Raw genomic sequence first — 19118 nt, forward strand, 5'->3', positions numbered from 1 at the left:
CGACCCGGGACGACGGCGACCGGCGTCTCCCCCACGTCCGACGGCGACGGCGAGGACGTCGGCGCCCTGCTCGAGCCGTACCGTCGCGAGCTCACCGGCTACTGCTACCGCATGCTCGGGGGTGCCTTCGAGGCCGACGACGCGGTGCAGGAGACGCTGCTGCGCGCGTGGCGCTCGTACGACCGGTTCGAGGGGCGGTCGTCGCTGCGGTCGTGGCTGTACCGCATCGCGACCAACGTGTGCTTCGACCACCTCGGGTCGTCCAAGCGGCGCGAGCGCCCCATGGGGCTGGGCGGCCCGCAGCCCGCGGAGGAGCAGTACTTCGGCGACGTGCTCGCCGAGGACCGGTGGCTCGAGCCCGTGCCCGACGACGCCGTCCTCCCGCGCGAGGGCGACCCGGCCGACGTCGCCGTGGGCCGCGAGTCGATCCGCCTGGCGTTCGTGGCAGCGCTGCAGCACCTGCCCGCCCGGCAGCGGGCCGTGCTGGTGCTGCGCGAGGTGCTGCGCTGGTCGGCCGCCGAGGTGGCGGCCCTCCTCGACACCACCGTCGCGTCCGTGAACAGCGCGCTCCAGCGCGCCCGCGCCACGCTCGGCAGCAAGGGTCTGCGCCGGGCGGGCGACGACGGCGACGACGCCCCCGAACCGCAGTGGGCCGAGATCGACCAGGAGCTGCTCGAGCGGTACCTCGACGCGTTCGAGCGCTACGACATGGACGCCCTGGTGGCGCTGCTGCACGAGGACGCCGTGCTCAACATGCCGCCGTACACGATGTGGGTGCACGGACGCTCCGAGGTGATCCGCTGGATGGTGGGCCCCGGCGCCGGCTGCGAGGGGTCCCGCTGCGTGCCCGTGCAGGCGAACGGCTCGATGGCGTACGGCCAGTACCGGCGCGACCCGACCGGCGGCTGGTCGCCGTGGGGGCTCGCCGTGCTGGAGGACGACGGCAGCGGCCGGATCACCGGCATCACGACGTTCCTCGACACCGCCACCTGGTTCCCCCGGTTCGGCCTGCCCGACCGGCTGCCCGCCCTCTGACCTGCGGCCCGGCGCGCCCCGCGGGCCGCGCTGGGCTACGTTTTCCCGCATGACCACGGACGCCCCGCACCCCGAGGTCGAACCCGGCGACCAGGTCGACGACGACGTCGACGACTCCGTCCGTCCCGTCCAGCACGACAGCAAGAACCCGCCCCGGTGGCTGCCGCGGGCGCTGGCGATGGTCGTGGTGGCCGCGTTCGTCGCCACCTTCCTGTCGTACGCGTTCGGGCAGCTCGGCGGGCTGGCCGTCAACGTGCTCATCTCGTTCTTCGTCGCGCTCGCGCTCGAGCCGGTCGTCGTGTGGCTGGTGCGGCACGGGTGGCGGCGCGGCGCGGCCGCGGGCGTCTCGCTGGGCGGGGCGATCGTCGTCGTGCTCGTCGTGTTCGCGATGTTCGGCAACCTGTTCGTGCAGCAGCTGATCCAGCTCGTCTCGACGCTGCCCGACCTCTACACGAGCATCCAGGAGGGCATCGAGGCGCGCTGGGACGTCACCGTCCCCGACTCCGACGACCTCGTCGCGCAGGCCCTCGACCAATGGGGGCAGGACGTCGCGACGGGCGCGATCAGCGTCGGCGCCTCCATCGTGGGGGTGCTGTTCGCGATCACCACGATCCTGCTGATCACGTACTACCTCATGGCCGCGGGCCCCAAGTTCCGCGCCGCGATCTGCGCCTGGCTGCGCCCCGACCGGCAGCAGGAGGTGCTGACCCTGTGGGAGATCACGCAGGTGAAGGTCTCCGACTTCATCAGCTCCCGCGTCGTGCTCGCCGCCCTGTCGAGCGTGTTCACGTTCGTCTTCCTGCTCATCGTGCAGACGCCGTACGCGCTGCCGCTGGCGGTGTTCACCGGCGTCGTGTCGCAGTTCGTGCCCACCATCGGCACGTACATCGGCGGCGCCCTGCCCGTGGCGGTCGCGCTCGCCGCGCAGGGGCTGCCGCAGGCGATCGCCGTGCTGATCTTCATCATCGCGTACCAGCAGGTGGAGAACCTCATCTTCTCCCCGAGGGTCAGCGCCCGGGCGCTGGAGATGAACCCCGCCGTGTCGTTCGTCGGCGTGCTCGGGTTCGGCGCCGTCTTCGGCGCGCTCGGCGCCTTCCTCGCCCTGCCGATCCTCGCGACCGTGCAGGCCCTGGGGAACACCTACCTGCAGCGGCACGAGCTCGTCGAGTCGCAGCTGCTGCGCGACCCGGAGGCCGAGGCCGGCCGCTCCGGCGGCGGCACCGGCCCCTGGTCGTCTCGACGACGTCGCAACCTCGAGGCCGGCGAGCGCGCCGCCCGCGAGGCGGAGGCCCGACGGCGCGACGGCGCGGAGGAGTGAGCACGGTCATGGGCACGGAGATGGGCACGGAGAAGAGCAACGCATGAGTCCCGATCTCGTCGGCGGCATCGCCCTCATCGTGATCGTCGGGGTGGCCGGTCAGGTCGCCGCCCGCGCGCTGCGCGTGCCGTCGATCCTGCTGCTGCTCGCGCTGGGCCTGCTCGTCGGCCCGATCCTCGGCTGGCTCGACCCGGACGCGCTGTTCGGCGACGCGCTCTTCCCGCTCGTGTCCATGGCCGTGGGCCTGCTGCTGTTCGAGGAGTCGCTCAAGCTGGACTTCGCCCGCCTGCGCGGCGGCGCCCGCCGGCCCGTGCTCGGCCTGGTGACCACCGGCGCCCTCGTCACCGGCCTCGGCGCGACCGCCGTCGCATACCTCTTCCTCGACGTGACCTGGGGGCGGGCCGCCGTCATCGGCGCGATCCTCATCGTGTCCGGGCCCACCGTCGTCGGGCCGCTGCTCGCCATCATCCGGCCGCGCCAGCCCGTCGAGTCCGTCCTCGCCTTCGAGGGCATCTTCATCGACCCCATCGGGGCCACGGTGGCGCTCGCGGTGGCGAACGTGGTGCTGCACGCCGAGCCGGTGAGCCTGCTCGAGACGGGCGGGTGGGGCCTGCTCATCGGCGTCGTCGCCGCCGTCCTCCTCGTGCTGCTCATCCGGTTCGGCCGGGTGCCGAAGGAGACCGAGGTGGTGCTCGCGTTCGCCTTCGCCCTCGGGGCCTACGCGCTCGCGGAGGGCCTGCACGACGAGGCGGGGCTGTTCGCCACGACCGCGCTCGGCGCCGTCCTCGCGAATCAGCGGGTGGCGCGCACCGAGCCGCTGCACGAGTTCGGCACCCACATCGGCATGCTGCTCATCGGCGCGCTGTTCGTCGTGCTGTCCGCCCGGATCGACCTGGACGCGCTGGCCCGGTACGCGCTGCCGACCATCCTCATCGTCGCGGTGCTCGTGCTCGTGCTGCGCCCCGTGGTCGCCGTCCTCTCCACGCTCGGCACCGACCTGCGCTGGTCGGACCGGGCGATGATCGGCTGGATGGCGCCGCGCGGCATCGTCGCGGCGTCGACGGCGTCCGTCTTCTCGCTGCGGTTCGACGACGCCGGCGAGCCGTTCCCCCAGCTGGTGCCGGTGATCTTCGGCGTCGTGCTGCTCACCGCGATCGTCTACGGCTTCTCCGGCACGCCGATGGCGAAGCTCCTCGGGGTGCGCTCCGACGACCGGGAGCGGCTGGACGACGACGGCCTGCCGGTGCTCGACCGGACCTCCTGACCACCGCCCTGCCTACGATGACGGCATGACCGGTCCGGTGCTGGTGGGCGTGCCCCACGGCCACCACGCGAGCGTGCCCCGGCGCGCCGCCGACCTGGCGGCCGCGCTCGGTACCGAGCTGGTCTGCGTGGCGGTGGACGAGGCGTCGGTGCGCGAGCCGTCCGGCGCCGTCGTGCCCGTGGACCCCGACGCCGGCTCCCCCGTCGACGACGGCGTCCTGGAGGCCGCGCTCTCCGAGGCCCTGGCCGGCAGCCCCGTGCGCTGGCGGCTCGAGCGCACGGCCGGCGACCCGGCGACGGAGCTGGCTCGGCTCGCGGCCGTCCACGACGCCGTCCTCGTCGTCGTGGGCGCGCGGCGTCCCGGGGTGCGCGGGTGGGCCACCCACCTGGTCGGCGGCACCGTCGCCGGGCACCTCATCCACGACCAGCCGCGGCCCGTCGTCGTGCTGCCGGACCGGCACGCGGGCGACGCGTCGTGACGGCGGGCATCCCGCCCGCGCGCGTGCGCCCGGCCCATCGGCGGCCCGGCCTGGTCGTGCTGGTCGCGACCGGCGGCGCCGTCGGCACCGCGGCGCGGTTCGGGCTGGCGCAGGCGTGGCCCGCCGTCGACGGGTGGCCGGTCGCGACGTTCGCCGCCAACGTGCTCGGGGCGTTCGTGCTCGGCTGGCTGCTGGAGTCGCTCGCCGCCCGCGGCCCGGAGACGCCCGCCGTGCAGCGGGTGCGGCTGGCCGTCGGCACGGGCGTGCTGGGCGGCTTCACCACGTTCTCGTCGCTCGCGCTGGAGACGGAGCGGCTGCTGGCGTCAGGCTCCGTCGGCCAGGGCCTGGCGTACGCGCTCGGCACCCTGCTGCTCGGGTACCTCGCCTGCCTCGCCGGCGTGCTCCTCGGCTCGGGCCGGCGGGCGGGTCAGGGCTCCCGGGGGACGCGATGAGCGCCGCCGCGACGCTGCTGCTCGTCGCCGTGGCGGGCGGGCTGGGCGCCGCCGCCCGGTTCGTCGTCGACGGCGCGGTGCGGGCGCGGACTCCCGGCGCCGCGTTCCCGTGGGCCACGGTCGTGGTGAACGTGTCCGGCTCGCTGCTCATCGGCCTGGTCACCGGCGTCCTGCTCGGCGCCGGCGACCCGGCGCACCTCGAGCCGTGGCGCCTCGGCGTCGCGACCGGGTTCTGCGGCGGGTACACCACGTTCTCGACGGCGATGGTCGAGACGGTGCGGCTCGCCCGCTCCGGCCGGCGCCGGCTGGCCATCGCCAACGCCCTCGGCACCATGGCGCTCACGCTCGTCGCCGTCGTCGCCGGCATCGGTCTCGGCGTCCTGGCCGGTCGCCTGCTGTAGGACGTCGTGGTCAGAGGGCTGTGGCACGCTGACCCGGTGAGCCTCATGCTGCTGGACTCCGCGAGCCTGTACTTCCGCGCCTTCTACGGCCTGCCCGACTCGCTGCGCTCCCCCGACGGCAGGCCCGTCAACGCGGTGCGCGGGCTGCTGGACATGATCGCGTTCCTCGTCACCGAGCACGGGCCGGACCGCCTCGTCGCGTGCTGGGACGAGGACTGGCGGCCGGCGTTCCGGGTCGAGGCGATCGGGTCGTACAAGGAGCACCGCGTCGCCGCCGTGACGCCGCCCGGGGAGCCGGACGTCGAGGAGGTGCCCGACGCGCTGACGCCACAGGTCCCCGTCATCGTCGACGTGCTGGCCGCGCTCGGCATCGCCCGCGTGGGCGCGCCGGGCTTCGAGGCCGACGACGTCATCGGCACGCTCGTCACGCGCGAGGTGGCGCGCAGCGCCGCGACCGCGCTGCCCGTCGCGGGCGCCGTCGGCGTGGTGATGCCCGCCAGCGTCGACATCGTCACCGGCGACCGCGACCTGTTCCAGCTCGTCGACGACGCGGCCGGCGTGCGCGTCCTGTACCCGGCGCGCGGCGTGCGCGACCCCGACGTCGTCGACCAGGCGAGGCTCGCCGAGAAGTACGGCGTGCCCAGCGGCCAGGCGTACGCCGACATGGCGACCCTGCGCGGCGACCCGTCCGACGGCCTGCCCGGCGTCCCCGGCATCGGCGAGAAGACGGCGGCCAAGCTGCTCGCCACGTTCGGAGACCTGGCCGGGCTGCGCGCCGCCGCGGAGTCCGGGGCGAAGGGCCTCACCCCGACGCAGCGGCAGAAGCTGCTCGACGCCGCGGCCTACCTCGACGTCGCGCCCACGGTGGTGCAGGTCGCGCACGACGCCCCCGTCGGCGAGGTCGACGACGCCCTGCCGCGGGCGCCGAAGGACCCCGAGGCCCTCGACGCCCTCGCCAAGCGGTGGGGCATCCGCAGCAGCGTGGACCGCGTGCTCGCCGCCCTCGCCGCCCGCCCCTGATGCTGTGGGCGGACGTGTGGCCCTGTTTCGGCGCGACACGGGGCCACACGCCCGCTCACACCATCAGGGTCAGGGCTGGAAGACGCAGAACTCGTTGCCCTCGGGGTCGGCCATGACGGTCCAGCCGATCTCGTCGTCCTGCGCGCGCAGCACCCGCGCGCCGCGGGCGACGAGGTCGTCGAGGATCACGCCGTCGTTCAGCGTGACGTCCCAGTGCCAGCGGTTCTTGACCGTCTTGGGCTCGGGCACGGGGACGAAGTCGAACGACTCGAAGGGGACGCCGGCCCCCTCGTCGAGGTACGCGTAGTCCATGGCGTCGTCCTGGGTGAGCGTGCCGCCCAGCAGCTCGTGCCAGAAGGCGGCGACCGTCCGGTAGTCCGCGCAGTCCACGACGACGTCCTTCAGCCGGTACGCCGGCGGCTCGTCCACCGTGAAGACGCAGAACTCGCCGCCCTCGACGTCCGCCAGCGTCGTGTAGTGGAACCGCCCGGGCTCGCTCAGGCGCGGCCGGTCGGGGAAGTCGTCGAGCGACCGGGCCCGCACGTCGGGGTGCACGCGGTGCTTGACCGTCTTCGCCTCGGGCACGCCGTTGACCCAGATCGTCCGCTCGCGCACGGGGTCGGGGCCCGGGTCGCGCAGGACGACGTCGCCGTCGTCCAGCGGCTCCGCGCGCAGGCCGAGGGTCCGCGCCCAGAACTCCCCGAGAGCGGCGGCGTCGACGGCGTCGACGCACAGGTCCTTGAACGTCACCAGGCTCATGACCGCGAGCGTAGCCCGCGGTCATGAGCCTGGAGACGGTCGTCCGAGCTCCTGGTCAGCCGGTGTTCTGCAGGCCGGCGGAGACACCGTTCACGGTGAGCAGCAGCAGGTGCTGCCAGCGGTCCTTGTGACCACCGTCCACCCACTCGCCGTCGTCCAGGGTGAGGCCCTCGCTGACGCCCTGGCTGCGCAGCGCGCGCAGGGCGCGCACCTGGAGCAGGGACAGCGCGTCGACGTACGGGGAGCGGAGCTGCACGGCGCGGCCGAGGACGCGGCGGTTGGCGAGCGGCCACTCGTTGCCGGTCACGCGCAGCACCCACTCGCGGGTGAGCCGCAGCTCGCCGAGCACGAGCTGTGCGAGGTCGTCGCGGTCGCCGAGGGCCAGGTACTGCGCGGCGATGTCCTCCTGCGTCTTGGCGAGGCCCATCTCCACGGTGTCGAGCAGCGTGGTGAACAGGGGCCACTCGCGGTACGCGGCCTGCAGCTCCTCGAGCCCGCCCGGCTGCTCGCCGGCCGAGCGCAGCGCGGTGCCGAGGCCGAACCAGCCGGCGAGGTTGATCCGCGCCTGGGACCAGGAGAACACCCAGGGGATGGCGCGCAGGTCGTCGAGCGAGTTGACCGACAGGCCGCGCTTGGCGGGGCGGGAGCCGATCGGCAGCAGGCCGACCTCCTCCAGCGGCGTCACCTGCGCGAACCACTGCGGGAAGCCCTCGGACCTCACCAGCCCGTGGAAGGCGGCGCGCGACGTCTCGTCGAGCGCGGCGGCCAGGGGCGCGAACCGCTCCCGGGCGTCGGCGTTCCGCTTCTCCACCGTCGGGGCCGAGGCGAGCAGCGTCGCCGCGGCGACCTGCTCGATGTGCCGCGCGGCGATCGTCGGGTCGCCGTAGCGCGCGAGGATGACCTCGCCCTGCTCGGTGAGCTTGAACCGGCCGTCCACCGAGTGCGGCGGCTGGGCGAGCACCGCGCGGTTGGCGGGGCCGCCGCCGCGGCCGAGCGAGCCGCCGCGGCCGTGGAACTGGGTGAGCGTGATGTCGTGGCGCTGCGCCCACTCGGCGATCCGCGACTGCGCCTTATGCAGCGCGAGGGTCGCGGCGACCGGGCCGACGTCCTTCGACGAGTCCGAGTAGCCGAGCATGACCTCGACGCGGCGGCCGTTCTCCGCGAGGCGGCGCTGCACCTCGGGGAACTCCAGCATCGCCTCGAGGATGTCGACCGAGTTCTCCAGGTCGTCGAAGGTCTCGAACAGCGGGACGGCGTCGACGACGGGGGCGTCGTCGCTGCCCTCGAAGGCGAGCGCGGCGAGCCGGTAGACGGCGGCCAGGTGCTCGGGCGCCTGCGTGAACGACACGATGTAGCGGCGCGCGGCGCGGATGCCGAACCGCTTCTGCACGGCGCCGAGGGCGCGGTAGGTGTCGAGCACCTCGACCGTGCGCTCGGACAGGTCGCCGTGGATGCCCTTCTCGTCGATCTCGGCGAGGGCCGCGGCGTGCACCTGCGAGTGCTGGCGCACCTCCAGCTCGGCGAGGTGGAACCCGAAGGTCTGCACCTGCCACACGAGCCGCTGCAGGTCGCCGTACGCGGCACGCGGGGCGCCCGCCTCGACGAGGGAGCGCTGCACGACCTCGAGGTCGGCGACGAGCTCCTCCGGCTCCCGGTACCCGAGGTCGGCGTCGCGGCGACGGGTCGCGGCGACCCGCCCGGCGATGGCGAGGACGGCGGCGCGGTGGGGCTCGTTCGGCGAGTCGGCGGCGGCGCGCGTGACGAGCTCGTCGGAGAGCTGCCGCATCCGCTGCCACAGCGACTTGAGCTCGGCCGACGCCGGCGTGCCCTCCTCGTCGAGCGTGAGCTTGCGCCCCGTCTCGACGGCGGCCTTCTCGAGCGCGCCGAGCGCGTGCTCGGCGGCGAGGGTCGCGGCCTGGCGGGTGACCTCGGCGGTGACGTTCGGGTTGCCGTCGCGGTCGCCGCCGATCCAGGAGCCGAGGTGGACGAACGGGCGCGCGACGGGCGGCACGCTCCCGGCCTCGCCGTCGAGCAGCCAGTCGTCCAGGCGGCGGTACACCTCGGGGAAGGTGGAGAACATCGTGGCGTCGAAGACGCCCATCGCGGTCTTCACCTCGTCCAGGACGGACGGCTTGTGCGCGCGGATGGGCGACGTGCGCCACATGGTGTCGATCTCGGCGAGCAGGCGGCGCTCGTTCTCGGCGAGCGTGGTGCCGCCGGGGCGCATCGTGTCGCGGTCGGCGACCAGCGCGGAGATGCGGCGGACGGCGCCCGAGACGGCGCGGCGGCGGGCCTCGGTGGGGTGCGCGGTGAGGACCGGGCGGAACTCGATCTCGCCCAGGCGCCGCAGGGCCTCGTCGCGGCCGACCTCCTCCGCGAGCTGCGTGAACGCCTGCGGCAGCGAGTCCTCGATGACGACGCCGGACGCGGCGTCGGACTCCCGCGCCCGCAGCACGCGGACACGGTGGTACTCCTCCGCGAGGTTCGCCAGGTGGAAGTAGCAGGTGAAGGCGCGCGCCACCTGCTCGGCACGCTCGGGCGTGAAGCCGGCCACGACCTCGGCCGCCTCCGCCAGCGTCGCGCCGCCGTCGTCCGCCCCGTAGGCGCGGATCGTCAGGCCGCGGAGACGCTCGACGTCGTCGAGCAGGCTCTGCCCGCCCGCCTCCTTGAGCACGGTGCCGAGCAGCCCGCCCAGCAGGCGGATGTCGTCCCGCAGCGGGTCGGGCATCTCGTGGCGTGCCACCACGCGTTCGATCGAGCCGGTGGATCCCAGGTTCTCGCTCACGGGACTAGAGGGTAAGCCGTCTCGCCGACCGGGCGCGGGCCCGTCCGGCAGGTGACCCCGCGACTGTGGCTCAGCCCACCCACGACGGGTCGTCGAGGAGCTCCTGGAGCTTGGTGACCAGGCGCGCCGTGTGGAAGCCGTCGGCGGCGGCGTGGTGCACCTGCACGGCGACGGGCAGGAGCACCCGGCCGTCCCGCTCGACGTACCGGCCCAGCGTGACGATCGGCGCGAGGTGGTTCCAGGCGTCGCGGATGTTCAGCGTGAACCCGGTGAACGACGCCCACGGCAGGCTGGACACGTCGAACGCGTTGGGCGGCGGCGGCCCCTGCGGGAAGAAGTCCGTCGAGTCCCCGTGCTCGGACAGCACCGCGGCCGCGGCGTCGTGGAAGGCGCCGAAGTCGGCGTCGTAGGGCGCCCAGACGCACGAGAACGTCTCCTGCTCCCCGTGGAACACCGTGAACGCCGGGTGCACCACCGGCCAGACGGCGGGCGCGCCGTCCTCCATGAGGACCATGCGGAACTCGTCGTGCCGGTTCACGACCGTCGCCAGCGCCCAGACCTGAGCGAGATACGTCCGGCGCGACGACGCGCGCAGCGCCGCGCCGAACGCCGTCGCGTCCAGCTCCACCGTCATCGCGTACGTGCACGGCGACGCCCGGTAGTGCTCGAAGTGCTGCCGGCGGGGCCAGGTGTCCAAGTCGATCGGGGCGGGGGTCTCCATGCGCCCAGCGTCGCAGCGACCCGCAGCCTGCCCGCAGGGTTTTTCCCGCGGTGGCGAGCGGACACCGGAGACCTCGGTCGTCGCCTACCCTCGGTGCGGCCGGCCGAACCTGCGGCACGACGACGGACGGAGCGAACGGCAGATGACGAGGGTGTACGCGGTCAGCGACGTGCACGGCCACCGCGACGTCCTGGTGCGGGCCCTGGCCGAGGAAGGGCTTACGGACGCCGACGGCCGGTGGACCGGTCGGGACGCCCGGCTCTGGTTCCTCGGGGACTATCTCGACCGCGGGCCGGACGGCGTCGGCGTCGTCGACCTCGTCCGGCGGCTCGTCGACGAGTCCGACGGTGCCGTCGCGGCACTCCTGGGCAACCACGAGGTGCTGGCGCTCGGGATGCGGCGGTTCGGGGCGACGACGATCCGGCCGCCCGGCGAGCCCGAGCGGAGCTTCGCCGGGTCGTGGGCGCGCAACGGCGGCCTCGAGAGCGACCAGGCGCGGCTCACCGACGAGCACGTCGCGTGGCTGAGCGCCCTGCCGATGGCGGCGCACGACGCCGGGGCGCTCCTGGTGCACTCGGACACCCTCGCCTACCTCGGGTGGGGCCGGACGCTCGACGACCTCAACGCCGCCGGACGGGACCGGCTGGCGAGCGACGACCTCGCCGTGTGGTGGGAGACGTGGCGCGGCCTCACCTCCCGTGCGGCCTTCCGCGGCGAGGACGGCCCGGACGCCGCCCGACTGCTGCTGGACCACCTCGGGGGCGACCGGGTCGTGCACGGGCACAGCATCGTCGCCGAGATGCTCGGCCGGGCGTACACGGACGTCACCGAGCCGCACTCCTACGCCGACGGCCGCGCGCTCGCCGTCGACGGCGGCATCTACGAGGGCGGCCCCTGCCTCGTCGCGCGGCTCGCCTGAGGCGCCGGGTCAGTCGCCCGGGAGCTCCACGACGACCTTGCCCTTGGCCCGCCCCTGCTCGAGGTACGCGAACGCGCGGGCGATCTCGGCGAAGGGGTAGGTGCGGTCGACGACGGGCCGCAGGTGGCCGCCGTCGACGAGGTCGGCCAGCGTGGCGAGGTCGGCTCCGCTCGGGTGCATGAAGAGGTAGCGGTAGCGCACCCCCGCGCGCCGGGCCCGACGGCGGATGGCGGTGCTCGCCGCCCACAGGAGGGCGGCCTTGAGCGGGCCGGCGTCCAGGTCGACGCGCGCCGTCGTCGCGTCCGGGAGGCCGGCGACGGAGACGACCGTGCGTCCGGGCCTCACGACGCCGAACGCGTCGGTGAGGTCCTGCCCGCCGGTGAGGTCGAACGCACCGTCGTAGTCGTGCAGGACGTCGGCGAACCGCTCGCTGCGGTAGTCCACCACCCGCGCGGCGCCGAGCGAACGCACCAGGCCCGCCCCGCGGGCGGACGCCGTCGTCGTCACCTCGGCGCCGAGCCAGACCGCGAGCTGGATCGCGAGGGTGCCGACGCCGCCCGCGCCGCCGGTGACCAGCACCCGGTCGCCGGGCGCCGCCCGCAGCTCGTCGCGCAGGGCCTGCAGCGCAGTGGTCCCCGCGAGCGGCAGCGACGCCGCCTCGGCGAAACCGAGCGAGGCGGGCATCGCCGCCACCAGGCCCTCCGCGACCGCCGCGTACTCGGCGAACGCGCCCAGCCGCCGCTTGTCGACCCGCGCGAAGACCCGGTCCCCCACCGCGAACCGCGTGACGCCGGGGCCGACCGCCGCGACGTCTCCGGCGAGCTCGCTGCCCGCGACCAGCGGGAGCCGGAGCCTCGTGATCACCCGCAGGCCGCCGTCGCGCGTCTTGAAGTCGATCGGGTTCAGGCCCACCGCACGCACCCGGACCAGCACCTCGCCGGGCCCCGCGACCGGGCGCGGCACCTCCCGCAGCTCCATCACGCCCGGGTGGCCGTAGCGCCTCAGCACGTACCCCTGCATCGCCCGTCCCCCTCCGTCGATGGCCCGATTCTCGCCGGTCGGGCCCGGACGCGCGGCGCGGGTCTCGGCGGACCTGCTTGACTCTCGCCCGTGGACAACCGCGAACGCATGGCCGCCGGCCTGATCTACGACCCGAACGAGCCCGAACTCGCAGCGGAGCAGACCCAGGCCCTGGAGCTGTTGTACGACTTCAACGCGACCCGTCCGTCGGAGGGGGCGCGCCGCGCGGAGCTGCTGCGGGAGATGTTCGCGTCCGTGGGCGCGGACGCGTACATCGAGCCGCCCCTCCACGCGAACTGGGCGGGGCGCCGGGTCCATCTCGGCGACCGGTTCTACGCCAACTTCAACCTGACGCTCGTCGACGACGGGCCGATCCGCATCGGGGACCACGTGCTGATCGGCCCGAACGTCACGATCACGACCGCGGGCCACCCGATCGCTCCCGACCTGCGCAGGGACGCCGCGCAGTTCAACCTCCCGGTCACCATCGGGAACAACGTCTGGATCGGCTCGGGCGTCTCGATCATGCCGGGGGTGTCGATCGGCGACGACTCCGTCATCGGGGCGGGTTCGGTCGTCACGCGCGACGTCCCCTCCGGCGTCGTCGCCGTCGGCTCCCCGTGCCGCGTGCTGCGGGAGATCGGCGACCACGACCGGGAGTTCTACTGGCGGGACCGGCGGATCGACGACGGGGCCCGGTAGCCGCGCCTCGGGTCAGGGCGCCCCGCCGAGCCGCGCCCGCGCGTACCCCGCGGCGACGACCGCACCGGCGACGGCGAACCCCGCCCACGCCCAGCCGGCGTGGGCGAGCGGCCCGGCGAGCAGCGCGCCGACCACTGACGACCCGACGACGCCGCCGACGGCGAGCGCCACGCCGTTCACGCCGAACCGGGTGGCGACGGACGCGGCGGGCGCCCCGGCGGCGACGACCGCGCTCATCGCGGGCTGGAACACCATCTGCCCGAGGGTGAAGACGACCATCCCCACCACGAGCGAGACGACGCCCGGCCCGCCGCCCAGGACGGCGATGCCCGCACCCATCGTGGCGACGCCCAGCGCGAGGACCGCCGGCAGCCGCAGCCACGCCTGCAGCCGGCGGGTGACGGGCACCGTCAGCGCGAGCACCAGGACGGCGGCCCCGGCGTACACCGCGCCGACGCCGACGCTGCTGCCGAGCACGGCGTCGAGCCGCAGCGGCACGACGAGCTGGAGCTGCGTGAAGATCGCCCATGCCGCCGCGTTGAGCAGGCACAGCACGACGAGCGCGCGACGCGCCTCGCGGCGCATCCGGCCGGACGGCGGCGGGGACTCCTCCACGCCGGCCGCCACCGGTCCCTCGGGTGCGGCCACCGGCTCGGCCGCGCGCCCGAGGCCCCACCAGGTCAGCGGCGCGGCGGCGAGGAACAGACCCGCCGCCACCGCGCACACGACGTCGAACCCGGTGGCCACGAGCAGGCCGCCGAGCAGGGGCCCGACGACGAACCCGGCGTTGCTCAGCGCCTCGCGCCGGGCGAAGACGTCGGGCCGCGCGCCGCCGAGCCGCGCGTACGCGGCGTAGGACGCCGGGTGGAAGAGCGCGCCCCCGAGGCCGACGGCGACCCCGGCCGCGCCGACCGCGAGCGGCGTCGTCGCCAGGGCGAGCGCCCCGAACCCGGCGGCCCGGACGAGCACTCCGGCCACGATGGTCCGCCGCACGCCCCACCGGTCGGCGAGGATCCCCGCCGGGAGCTGGAGCCCCTGCTGCGCGCCGGCGCGGATCCCGGCGAGCAGGCCCACCAGGGCCAGGCCGAAGCCCAGCCCGTCGGCCAGGTGCACGGCCAGCAGCGGCACGAGCACGTAGAAGCCCGTCGCCATGACGAACGTGTTGCCGTACAGGGCGGTCAGCGCGCCCCGCGGCGCGGTCCCGTCGGGGGGCGTCACCGGGGCCCGAGCACCCCCGCGAGCGCCGCGAGCTTGCGCGGCATGTCGTACGCCGCGCCGCCCTCGTGCCCGTTGTACGGGAAGACCTCGAGCTGCGCGGGCCCGCCGTACCGGTGGTAGGCCGCGAAGACGGTGGACGGCGGGCAGATCTTGTCCATGAGCGCGACGGAGAACCAGCCGGGGCAGCGGGCGCGGGCGGCGAAGTTGGTGGCGTCGAAGTACGACAGCGTGCGCATGACGTCCTCGACCTCGAACCGGTGGCCCTTGAGGTAGCGGGCGATCTCGGCGTACGGGCCCTCGTCGGTGATCTGCGACGCGCGCCGGTAGTGGCTGAGGAACGGCACGTCGGCGATCACCCCGGCCAGGTCGTCGCGCAGGCCGGCGACGGCGAGCGCGAGGCCGCCGCCCTGGCTGCCGCCGAGCACCGCGACCCGGGTCGGGTCCACCTCGGGCAGCGCCTTGACGGCGTCGACGGCGCGCACGGCGTCGGTGATCAGGCGCCGGTAGAAGTGCTTCGCCGGGTCCTCGATGCCGCGGGTGAGGAAGCCGGGCGACGACGACCCGTGTCCCTCGGGCGCGACGTCCGGGGTGTCGGCGGTGGTCTTGCCGCCGCCGCCCTGGCCGCGGTTGTCCATGACCAGGTGCGCGTACCCGGCGGCGGACCAGGTGAGCCACTCCCACGGGACGCCGCGCCCGCCGTTGTACCCGATGTACTGGACGACGGCGGGCAGCGGCCCGGAGCGCTCCCGCGGCAGCAGCAGCCACGCCTTGATCGGTTGCCCGGCCCAGCCGGAGAACGTGACATCCCGCACCTCGACGGTGGCGAGACCGGCGTCGAACGGCACCTGCTCCGGCTCCGTCGCGGCGGCCGTCGCGGCGTCGAGCGTCTGCTTCCAGAACGCGTCGAAGTCCGCGGGCTCCTCGGGCTCCGGGCGGTAGGCGCGCAGGTCGTCGAGGGGCTTGTCGAAGAAGGCCATGCGGGTGCTCCTGGGTCGTGGTGGTGCGGGGGTGCGGGCAGGGTCAGGGGGCGGCGGGGCCGACGTCGTCCCGCCCCAGCGGCTGCCGGGTCACGGGCGCGAAGGACACCTCGTCGGCGCCGACGTCGGGCCGGACGTCGCGGGGCTGGCCGTCGACGTCGTCGGCGAGGAACGGGTAGGTGCCGACCGCGGTGTTCATGGCCGGGCCGGGGCGCAGGCGCCACAGCCCGCCGGAGCGGACCAGCCGCGGGTCGGCGACGCGCACCTCGCGCGGCGCGGCGTCGATGCCGAGCGTCGCGGCACCCGTCGGCCACGCGACGTTGCCGGAGTAGGTGACGCCTGCGGGCTGCTTGTGCTCCTGGAACAGCGGGCCGGCCGAGCCGACGACGAGGTTGTCGGCGACGAGCGAGTCCACCGGCGGGAGGACGTAGTTCGCGCCGACCTCGACGTTCGAGGTGTTGTCCACGAACGTGTTGTGCACGACGGTCGCGCGGTGCACCCGCCAGTGCGCCGACGTCGAGCCGGAGCCGTCCACGTCGCCGCCGTCGATCTGCAGCGCCGCCGTGTACCCGGAGCCCCGCAGGCCCTCGAAGTAGTTGTCGAAGACGAGCTGGTCGTCGCCGTAGAGCCGCACGCCGCCGGTCCCGGCCTTGCCCTCGCCGAGGAAGACGTTGCCCTGGATGACGTTGCGGTCCCCGCGGCGGGCGACGAACGCGCCCGCCGAGGTGCGCACGGTGTTGAAGCGGACGGTGTTGTCGTCGCTCTTGATCGAGACGATCTCCGGGTCGGAGTCGGTGTTCTCGAACAGGTTGTGCTCGACCACGGCGAAGGAGCTGGAGTCCGACAGCGCGGAGACGCCGAGCCGGATCGCCTCGCCGCCGTTGACCGGCTGCGCGGGGCTGTCGCCGAACCAGTTGTGGTCGATCCGGTCGTGCTGGGAGATCTGCGTGGCCCCGCCGTAGACGGTGACGTAGTTGCCCATCAGCGTCTTGTCGTGGAAGGAGTTGTGGTCGATGCGGTGGTAGCCGCTGCCCTCCCCCGAGATCTGGAGCCAGTGGCGGGACGACGTCGGGTCGGCCGGCGCCTCGAACCGCAGCGCGACGTCGTTGCGCGTGAACCGCACGTGCGTGGACGCCGTGATCTTCAGCGTGGTGGCGTTCCGGAAGGTCAGCCCGCGCACGACGACGTGGCTCGACCGGGCGACCTCGAGCTGGCCGCCCGTGACGACCGCGCCGCCGAGGGTGGCGCCCTCCACGACGACCGGCGCGTCGGCGGTGCCCGCCTTGTCGGCGAGCTTGACCATCGTGTACTCGCCGTCGGCCAGCACGATGCGGTCGCCGGGCAGGGCCGCCTTGAACGCGGCCGCCAGCTCGGCGCTGGTGCTCACGCGGACCGTGCGCAGCGGCGCGGGGTCCGCCTCGTCGGCGGCGGCCGGGGAGGCCGCGCCGACGGCAGGGGCCGGGGTCTCGGCGAGCGCGGGCGCCGTGCCGCCGAGCGACAGCCCGAGGGCGAGGGCGAGAGGCAGCGCGAGGTGCTTCTTCATGGTTCCTCCAGGGGTCTCGGGACGGTCAGACGAACGAGGCGGTGACGGTGGCGCCGGCCAGCCCGGCGGTGGCGGCGACGATGCGCCATCCCACGCCCTGCCGGGTCACGGTGACGCCCGGGTCGGCGGAGACGAACCGCAGGCCGTCGCGCAGGAGGTCGACGACCACCTGGTCGCGGGTCTGCGTGGGGTCGCTCACCGCGACCGTCGTGGGCCGGGTCCACTCGGTGGCCCCCGACCCGGCCCCGGCCTCGTGCACGACGACGGACGCCGGGCCGTCCGCGTGCAGCGCCCCGCCCTCCCCCGGCACCCCGGCGCCGGTGGGGACCGACGCGGCGGCCCAGAAGTTGGCGGCGACCGTGCCGCCGAGGGCGACGGCGTGCACGTCGGCGTCCTGCCCGATGATCCGCAGCCCGGGTGCCGTGCCGCAGGCCTCGGCGAACGCGCGGGTGGCGTCGGCGTCGGCGGCGGGGAGCATGACGTAGGCATAGACGGCCCCGGCGGGTGCGGCCCCGTGGTCGAGCCACGCGGTGACGTACGGGCGGGTCACCGGGGTGTCGGTGCCGTACTTGACGTTGATCTCGCGCCAGGTGTGCGTGCGGTCCTCGCGCAGCGCGTGCAGCCGCGCGCCGCCGGGGAACACGTAGCCCGCCGTGCCGGACAGGTGGCACCAGCGCACGTCGTCGAGCGTGGCCGACCACCCGTTGCCGATCGGCTGGGCCGCGCCGTCGACCACCAGCGCGGCGCCGTCGCGCACCTTGCGGTTCTCCACGACCGTCTCCACGCCGCCCGCTGCGGGGGCGGTGATGCCGGAGCCGACGCAGACCACGACGTCGTCCACCAGGAACCAGCTTTTGAGGGCCCGCAGGTCGGAGCCGCGGGCGCGCAGGTCCTGCCCGTACGCGCCGACCGTGGCGCCCGGCACGGCGGCGCCGCCCACCCAGGTCGCGTCGTTCGTCTCCCGGAAGTGCGCGCTGTTCGCGAGCCGCGCGGTGTCGACCGTGGTGCCGGGCAGGCGGTACGGGTCGACCGTGGGCCAGTAGTCCTCGCTGTAGTGGCCGAGGTCGTCCGTGTACAGCAGCACCATGCCGTCCGACAGGTGCCAGCCGTGCAGGTTCTCGTTCTGGATGGACTCGTAGTTGTACACGCGGGCCGAGTACGCGCTGACGCTCACCGCGAACCCCGGGCGGTGGTGCACCGCCTTGTCCATCGCCGGGTACTGCCGGTGCGTCACCAGGGCGCCCCGCGGCGTCGGCGAGGCGGCGAGCAGCGCGTTCGCCGCGACGACGGACGCGGGCGTGGTCGCGGCGAGGAAGTCGCGGTAGGTGTCCTCGGTGATCCACTGCGCGACCAGCGAGGTCAGGGTCGCGGCCTGCGCCTCCGGGGCCGACGGGATGAGCCGCAGCGTGCCCTCGATGACGGTCTGCGTCGGCGCGTGCCCCTGCTTGCTGGGGCGGGCGATCTCGCGCCCGCACACCGACGCGACCATGTCGCCGCGCACCATGAGCGGGTCGAAGGCGTCGGTGACCCAGGCGTAGACGTTCGCCAGCGCCGGGTCGGTGACCTGCCAGGGCGAGTCGCCCAGCAGGTGCAGCAGCGACGACAGCGTGCCGAGCAGCTCCTTGCCGTAGCCGCCGTTGTACGGGTGCTTCCAGTGCTGCAGGAACGAGCCGTCGCGGAAGAAGCCCTCCCCGGTGCCCTCGCCCTCGGCGGTGCCGCCGTCGACGAACGCCAGCACGCTGTTGGCGCCCCCGCCCTCCACGTCGCTGAGGGCGTCGCGGACCCGGCCGAGGGAGGCCTCGTCGCCGTCGAGCGCCGCCCGGACGGCCACGACCGTCGCGATCCACACCCGGTTGGCGCCGGTGGCGATCTGCCGGTCGGCGCGCCAGAGGTTCGGGTCGGGCGTGTAGTGGTCGATGGCGGCGGTGCTGCGGGCGAGGGCGTCGCCCAGGTGGTCGCGCAGCACGACCAGCGTGTCCGCGAGGGCCGACGCCGAGCCGATCTCCCAGTCCCAGTCGTTGTCGAAGCGCGGGAGGCCCGGCCCGTAGACATGGTCGTGCATCCAGGTGATGCCGTCGGCGACGACGTCCGCCACCGCGGTGTCGCCCGCCACCGACGTGCCCGGCGTCGCCCAGGCGACGGCGACCGAGCGCAGCCGCTTGAACGTCGTGGTGACGGTGTTCGAGCGGGTCCAGTCGGCCAGGTCCGGCCACAGCGACGTGCGGCCGGCGGTGCGGTCGAGCGTCGCGAGGACGGTCGTGGCCGCCTGGTCGACGCGGCGCACGGCGGCCTTGACGTGGGCGTCGGCCAGGTCGAGGCCAGGGCCGCCCGTCTGGAGCACGGCCCAGCGCTCGACCAGCTCGGCGGTGGTCGAGGCGGGCACCGCCCGGGCGGGCAGGCTCAGTGCGGGGGCCAGCGCAGCGGCGCCGGCGAGGGCGCCGAAGCCGCGCAGCACCGACCGGCGGCTGGGGGCGGGCGCCCGGTGGGCAGGCGTGGTCACGGTGTC

17 protein-coding genes are annotated in these 19118 nt (G+C 74.8%); 9 read left to right on the forward strand and 8 right to left on the reverse strand.

From position 1 onward, the window contains the following. The first annotated feature begins 66 nt into the window (after nucleotides 1–66). The 7 genes from ACQP60_RS07725 to ACQP60_RS07755 are packed head-to-tail and all read left to right on the forward strand — an operon-like array spanning nucleotide 67 to nucleotide 5968. Complete coding sequence (locus tag ACQP60_RS07725) at nucleotides 67–1035, forward strand: sigma-70 family RNA polymerase sigma factor (RefSeq protein ID WP_429731391.1); 969 nt, start codon at nucleotides 67–69, stop codon at nucleotides 1033–1035. 49 nt (nucleotides 1036–1084) lie between these two features. Beyond that, complete coding sequence (locus ACQP60_RS07730; RefSeq protein WP_429730262.1) at nucleotides 1085–2353, forward strand: AI-2E family transporter; 1269 nt, start codon at nucleotides 1085–1087, stop codon at nucleotides 2351–2353. A gap of 43 nt (nucleotides 2354–2396) precedes the next feature. Continuing rightward, on the forward strand, nucleotides 2397–3617 hold the full coding sequence (locus tag ACQP60_RS07735) for a cation:proton antiporter (protein ID WP_429730265.1): 1221 nt from the start codon (nucleotides 2397–2399) through the stop codon (nucleotides 3615–3617). 25 nt (nucleotides 3618–3642) lie between these two features. Further along, entirely contained in the window at nucleotides 3643–4095 is a 453-nt protein-coding gene (locus ACQP60_RS07740; RefSeq protein ID WP_429730267.1) for a universal stress protein, read from the forward strand. Further along, nucleotides 4092–4547: a fluoride efflux transporter FluC gene (locus ACQP60_RS07745; RefSeq protein ID WP_429730271.1), complete on the forward strand. Its 456-nt coding sequence runs from the start codon at nucleotides 4092–4094 to the stop codon at nucleotides 4545–4547. The genes ACQP60_RS07740 and ACQP60_RS07745 overlap by 4 nt, the downstream gene beginning before the upstream one ends. Further along, nucleotides 4544–4948 carry a fluoride efflux transporter FluC gene (locus ACQP60_RS07750; RefSeq protein ID WP_429730273.1) on the forward strand — a complete coding sequence of 135 codons (405 nt, stop codon included), beginning with the start codon at nucleotides 4544–4546 and terminating at the stop codon, nucleotides 4946–4948. Before ACQP60_RS07745 ends, ACQP60_RS07750 begins: the two co-directional genes overlap by 4 nt. A 45-nt stretch (nucleotides 4949–4993) precedes the next feature. Continuing rightward, on the forward strand, nucleotides 4994–5968 hold the full coding sequence (locus tag ACQP60_RS07755) for a 5'-3' exonuclease (protein ID WP_429731394.1): 975 nt from the start codon (nucleotides 4994–4996) through the stop codon (nucleotides 5966–5968). 69 nt (nucleotides 5969–6037) lie between these two features. Here ACQP60_RS07755 and ACQP60_RS07760 read toward each other — a convergent pair whose 3' ends face one another. The 3 genes from ACQP60_RS07760 to ACQP60_RS07770 all read right to left on the reverse strand — a co-directional run bounded on the left by ACQP60_RS07760 (nucleotide 6038) and on the right by ACQP60_RS07770 (nucleotide 10233). Beyond that, on the reverse strand, nucleotides 6038–6727 hold the full coding sequence (locus ACQP60_RS07760; RefSeq protein ID WP_429730276.1) for a VOC family protein: 690 nt from the start codon (nucleotides 6725–6727) through the stop codon (nucleotides 6038–6040). Between the two features lie 55 nt (nucleotides 6728–6782). Next, nucleotides 6783–9455 (reverse strand): phosphoenolpyruvate carboxylase, encoded by a 2673-nt coding sequence (locus ACQP60_RS07765; protein WP_429731397.1) that lies wholly within the window; start codon nucleotides 9453–9455, stop codon nucleotides 6783–6785. 127 nt (nucleotides 9456–9582) lie between these two features. Continuing rightward, on the reverse strand, nucleotides 9583–10233 hold the full coding sequence (locus ACQP60_RS07770; RefSeq protein WP_429730279.1) for a CatA-like O-acetyltransferase: 651 nt from the start codon (nucleotides 10231–10233) through the stop codon (nucleotides 9583–9585). A gap of 142 nt (nucleotides 10234–10375) precedes the next feature. On the opposite strand from ACQP60_RS07770, the gene ACQP60_RS07775 reads away from it, so the two are divergent. Continuing rightward, the gene (locus ACQP60_RS07775) at nucleotides 10376–11152 is read left to right on the forward strand and encodes a metallophosphoesterase family protein (RefSeq protein WP_429730282.1); all 777 of its coding nucleotides are present in this window, start codon (nucleotides 10376–10378) and stop codon (nucleotides 11150–11152) included. Between the two features lie 9 nt (nucleotides 11153–11161). On the opposite strand, the gene ACQP60_RS07780 is transcribed toward ACQP60_RS07775, so the two are convergent. Beyond that, nucleotides 11162–12172, reverse strand: coding sequence for an NADP-dependent oxidoreductase (locus ACQP60_RS07780; protein ID WP_429730284.1), 1011 nt, complete (start codon nucleotides 12170–12172; stop codon nucleotides 11162–11164). A 90-nt stretch (nucleotides 12173–12262) separates the two neighbouring features. Between ACQP60_RS07780 and ACQP60_RS07785 the strand changes: the two genes are divergently transcribed. Further along, on the forward strand, nucleotides 12263–12874 hold the full coding sequence (locus ACQP60_RS07785) for a sugar O-acetyltransferase (protein ID WP_429730286.1): 612 nt from the start codon (nucleotides 12263–12265) through the stop codon (nucleotides 12872–12874). Between the two features lie 12 nt (nucleotides 12875–12886). Here ACQP60_RS07785 and ACQP60_RS07790 read toward each other — a convergent pair whose 3' ends face one another. From ACQP60_RS07790 to ACQP60_RS07805, 4 genes are read right to left on the reverse strand one after another with little or no spacing between them, the layout of a single operon-like run. After that, nucleotides 12887–14092 (reverse strand): MFS transporter, encoded by a 1206-nt coding sequence (locus ACQP60_RS07790; protein WP_429730289.1) that lies wholly within the window; start codon nucleotides 14090–14092, stop codon nucleotides 12887–12889. Further along, the gene (locus ACQP60_RS07795) at nucleotides 14089–15069 is read right to left on the reverse strand and encodes an acetylxylan esterase (protein ID WP_429730291.1); all 981 of its coding nucleotides are present in this window, start codon (nucleotides 15067–15069) and stop codon (nucleotides 14089–14091) included. The genes ACQP60_RS07790 and ACQP60_RS07795 overlap by 4 nt, the downstream gene beginning before the upstream one ends. A 43-nt stretch (nucleotides 15070–15112) precedes the next feature. Then, complete coding sequence (locus ACQP60_RS07800) at nucleotides 15113–16612, reverse strand: polysaccharide lyase 6 family protein (protein ID WP_429730293.1); 1500 nt, start codon at nucleotides 16610–16612, stop codon at nucleotides 15113–15115. A gap of 25 nt (nucleotides 16613–16637) precedes the next feature. Further along, the gene (locus tag ACQP60_RS07805) at nucleotides 16638–19112 is read right to left on the reverse strand and encodes a polysaccharide lyase 8 family protein (protein WP_429730297.1); all 2475 of its coding nucleotides are present in this window, start codon (nucleotides 19110–19112) and stop codon (nucleotides 16638–16640) included. Nucleotides 19113–19118: the final 6 nt, after the last annotated feature.

Origin of the sequence: Isoptericola variabilis, assembly GCF_050311655.1 — a bacterium.
Taxonomy (GTDB): Bacteria; Actinomycetota; Actinomycetes; order Actinomycetales; family Cellulomonadaceae; genus Isoptericola; species Isoptericola variabilis.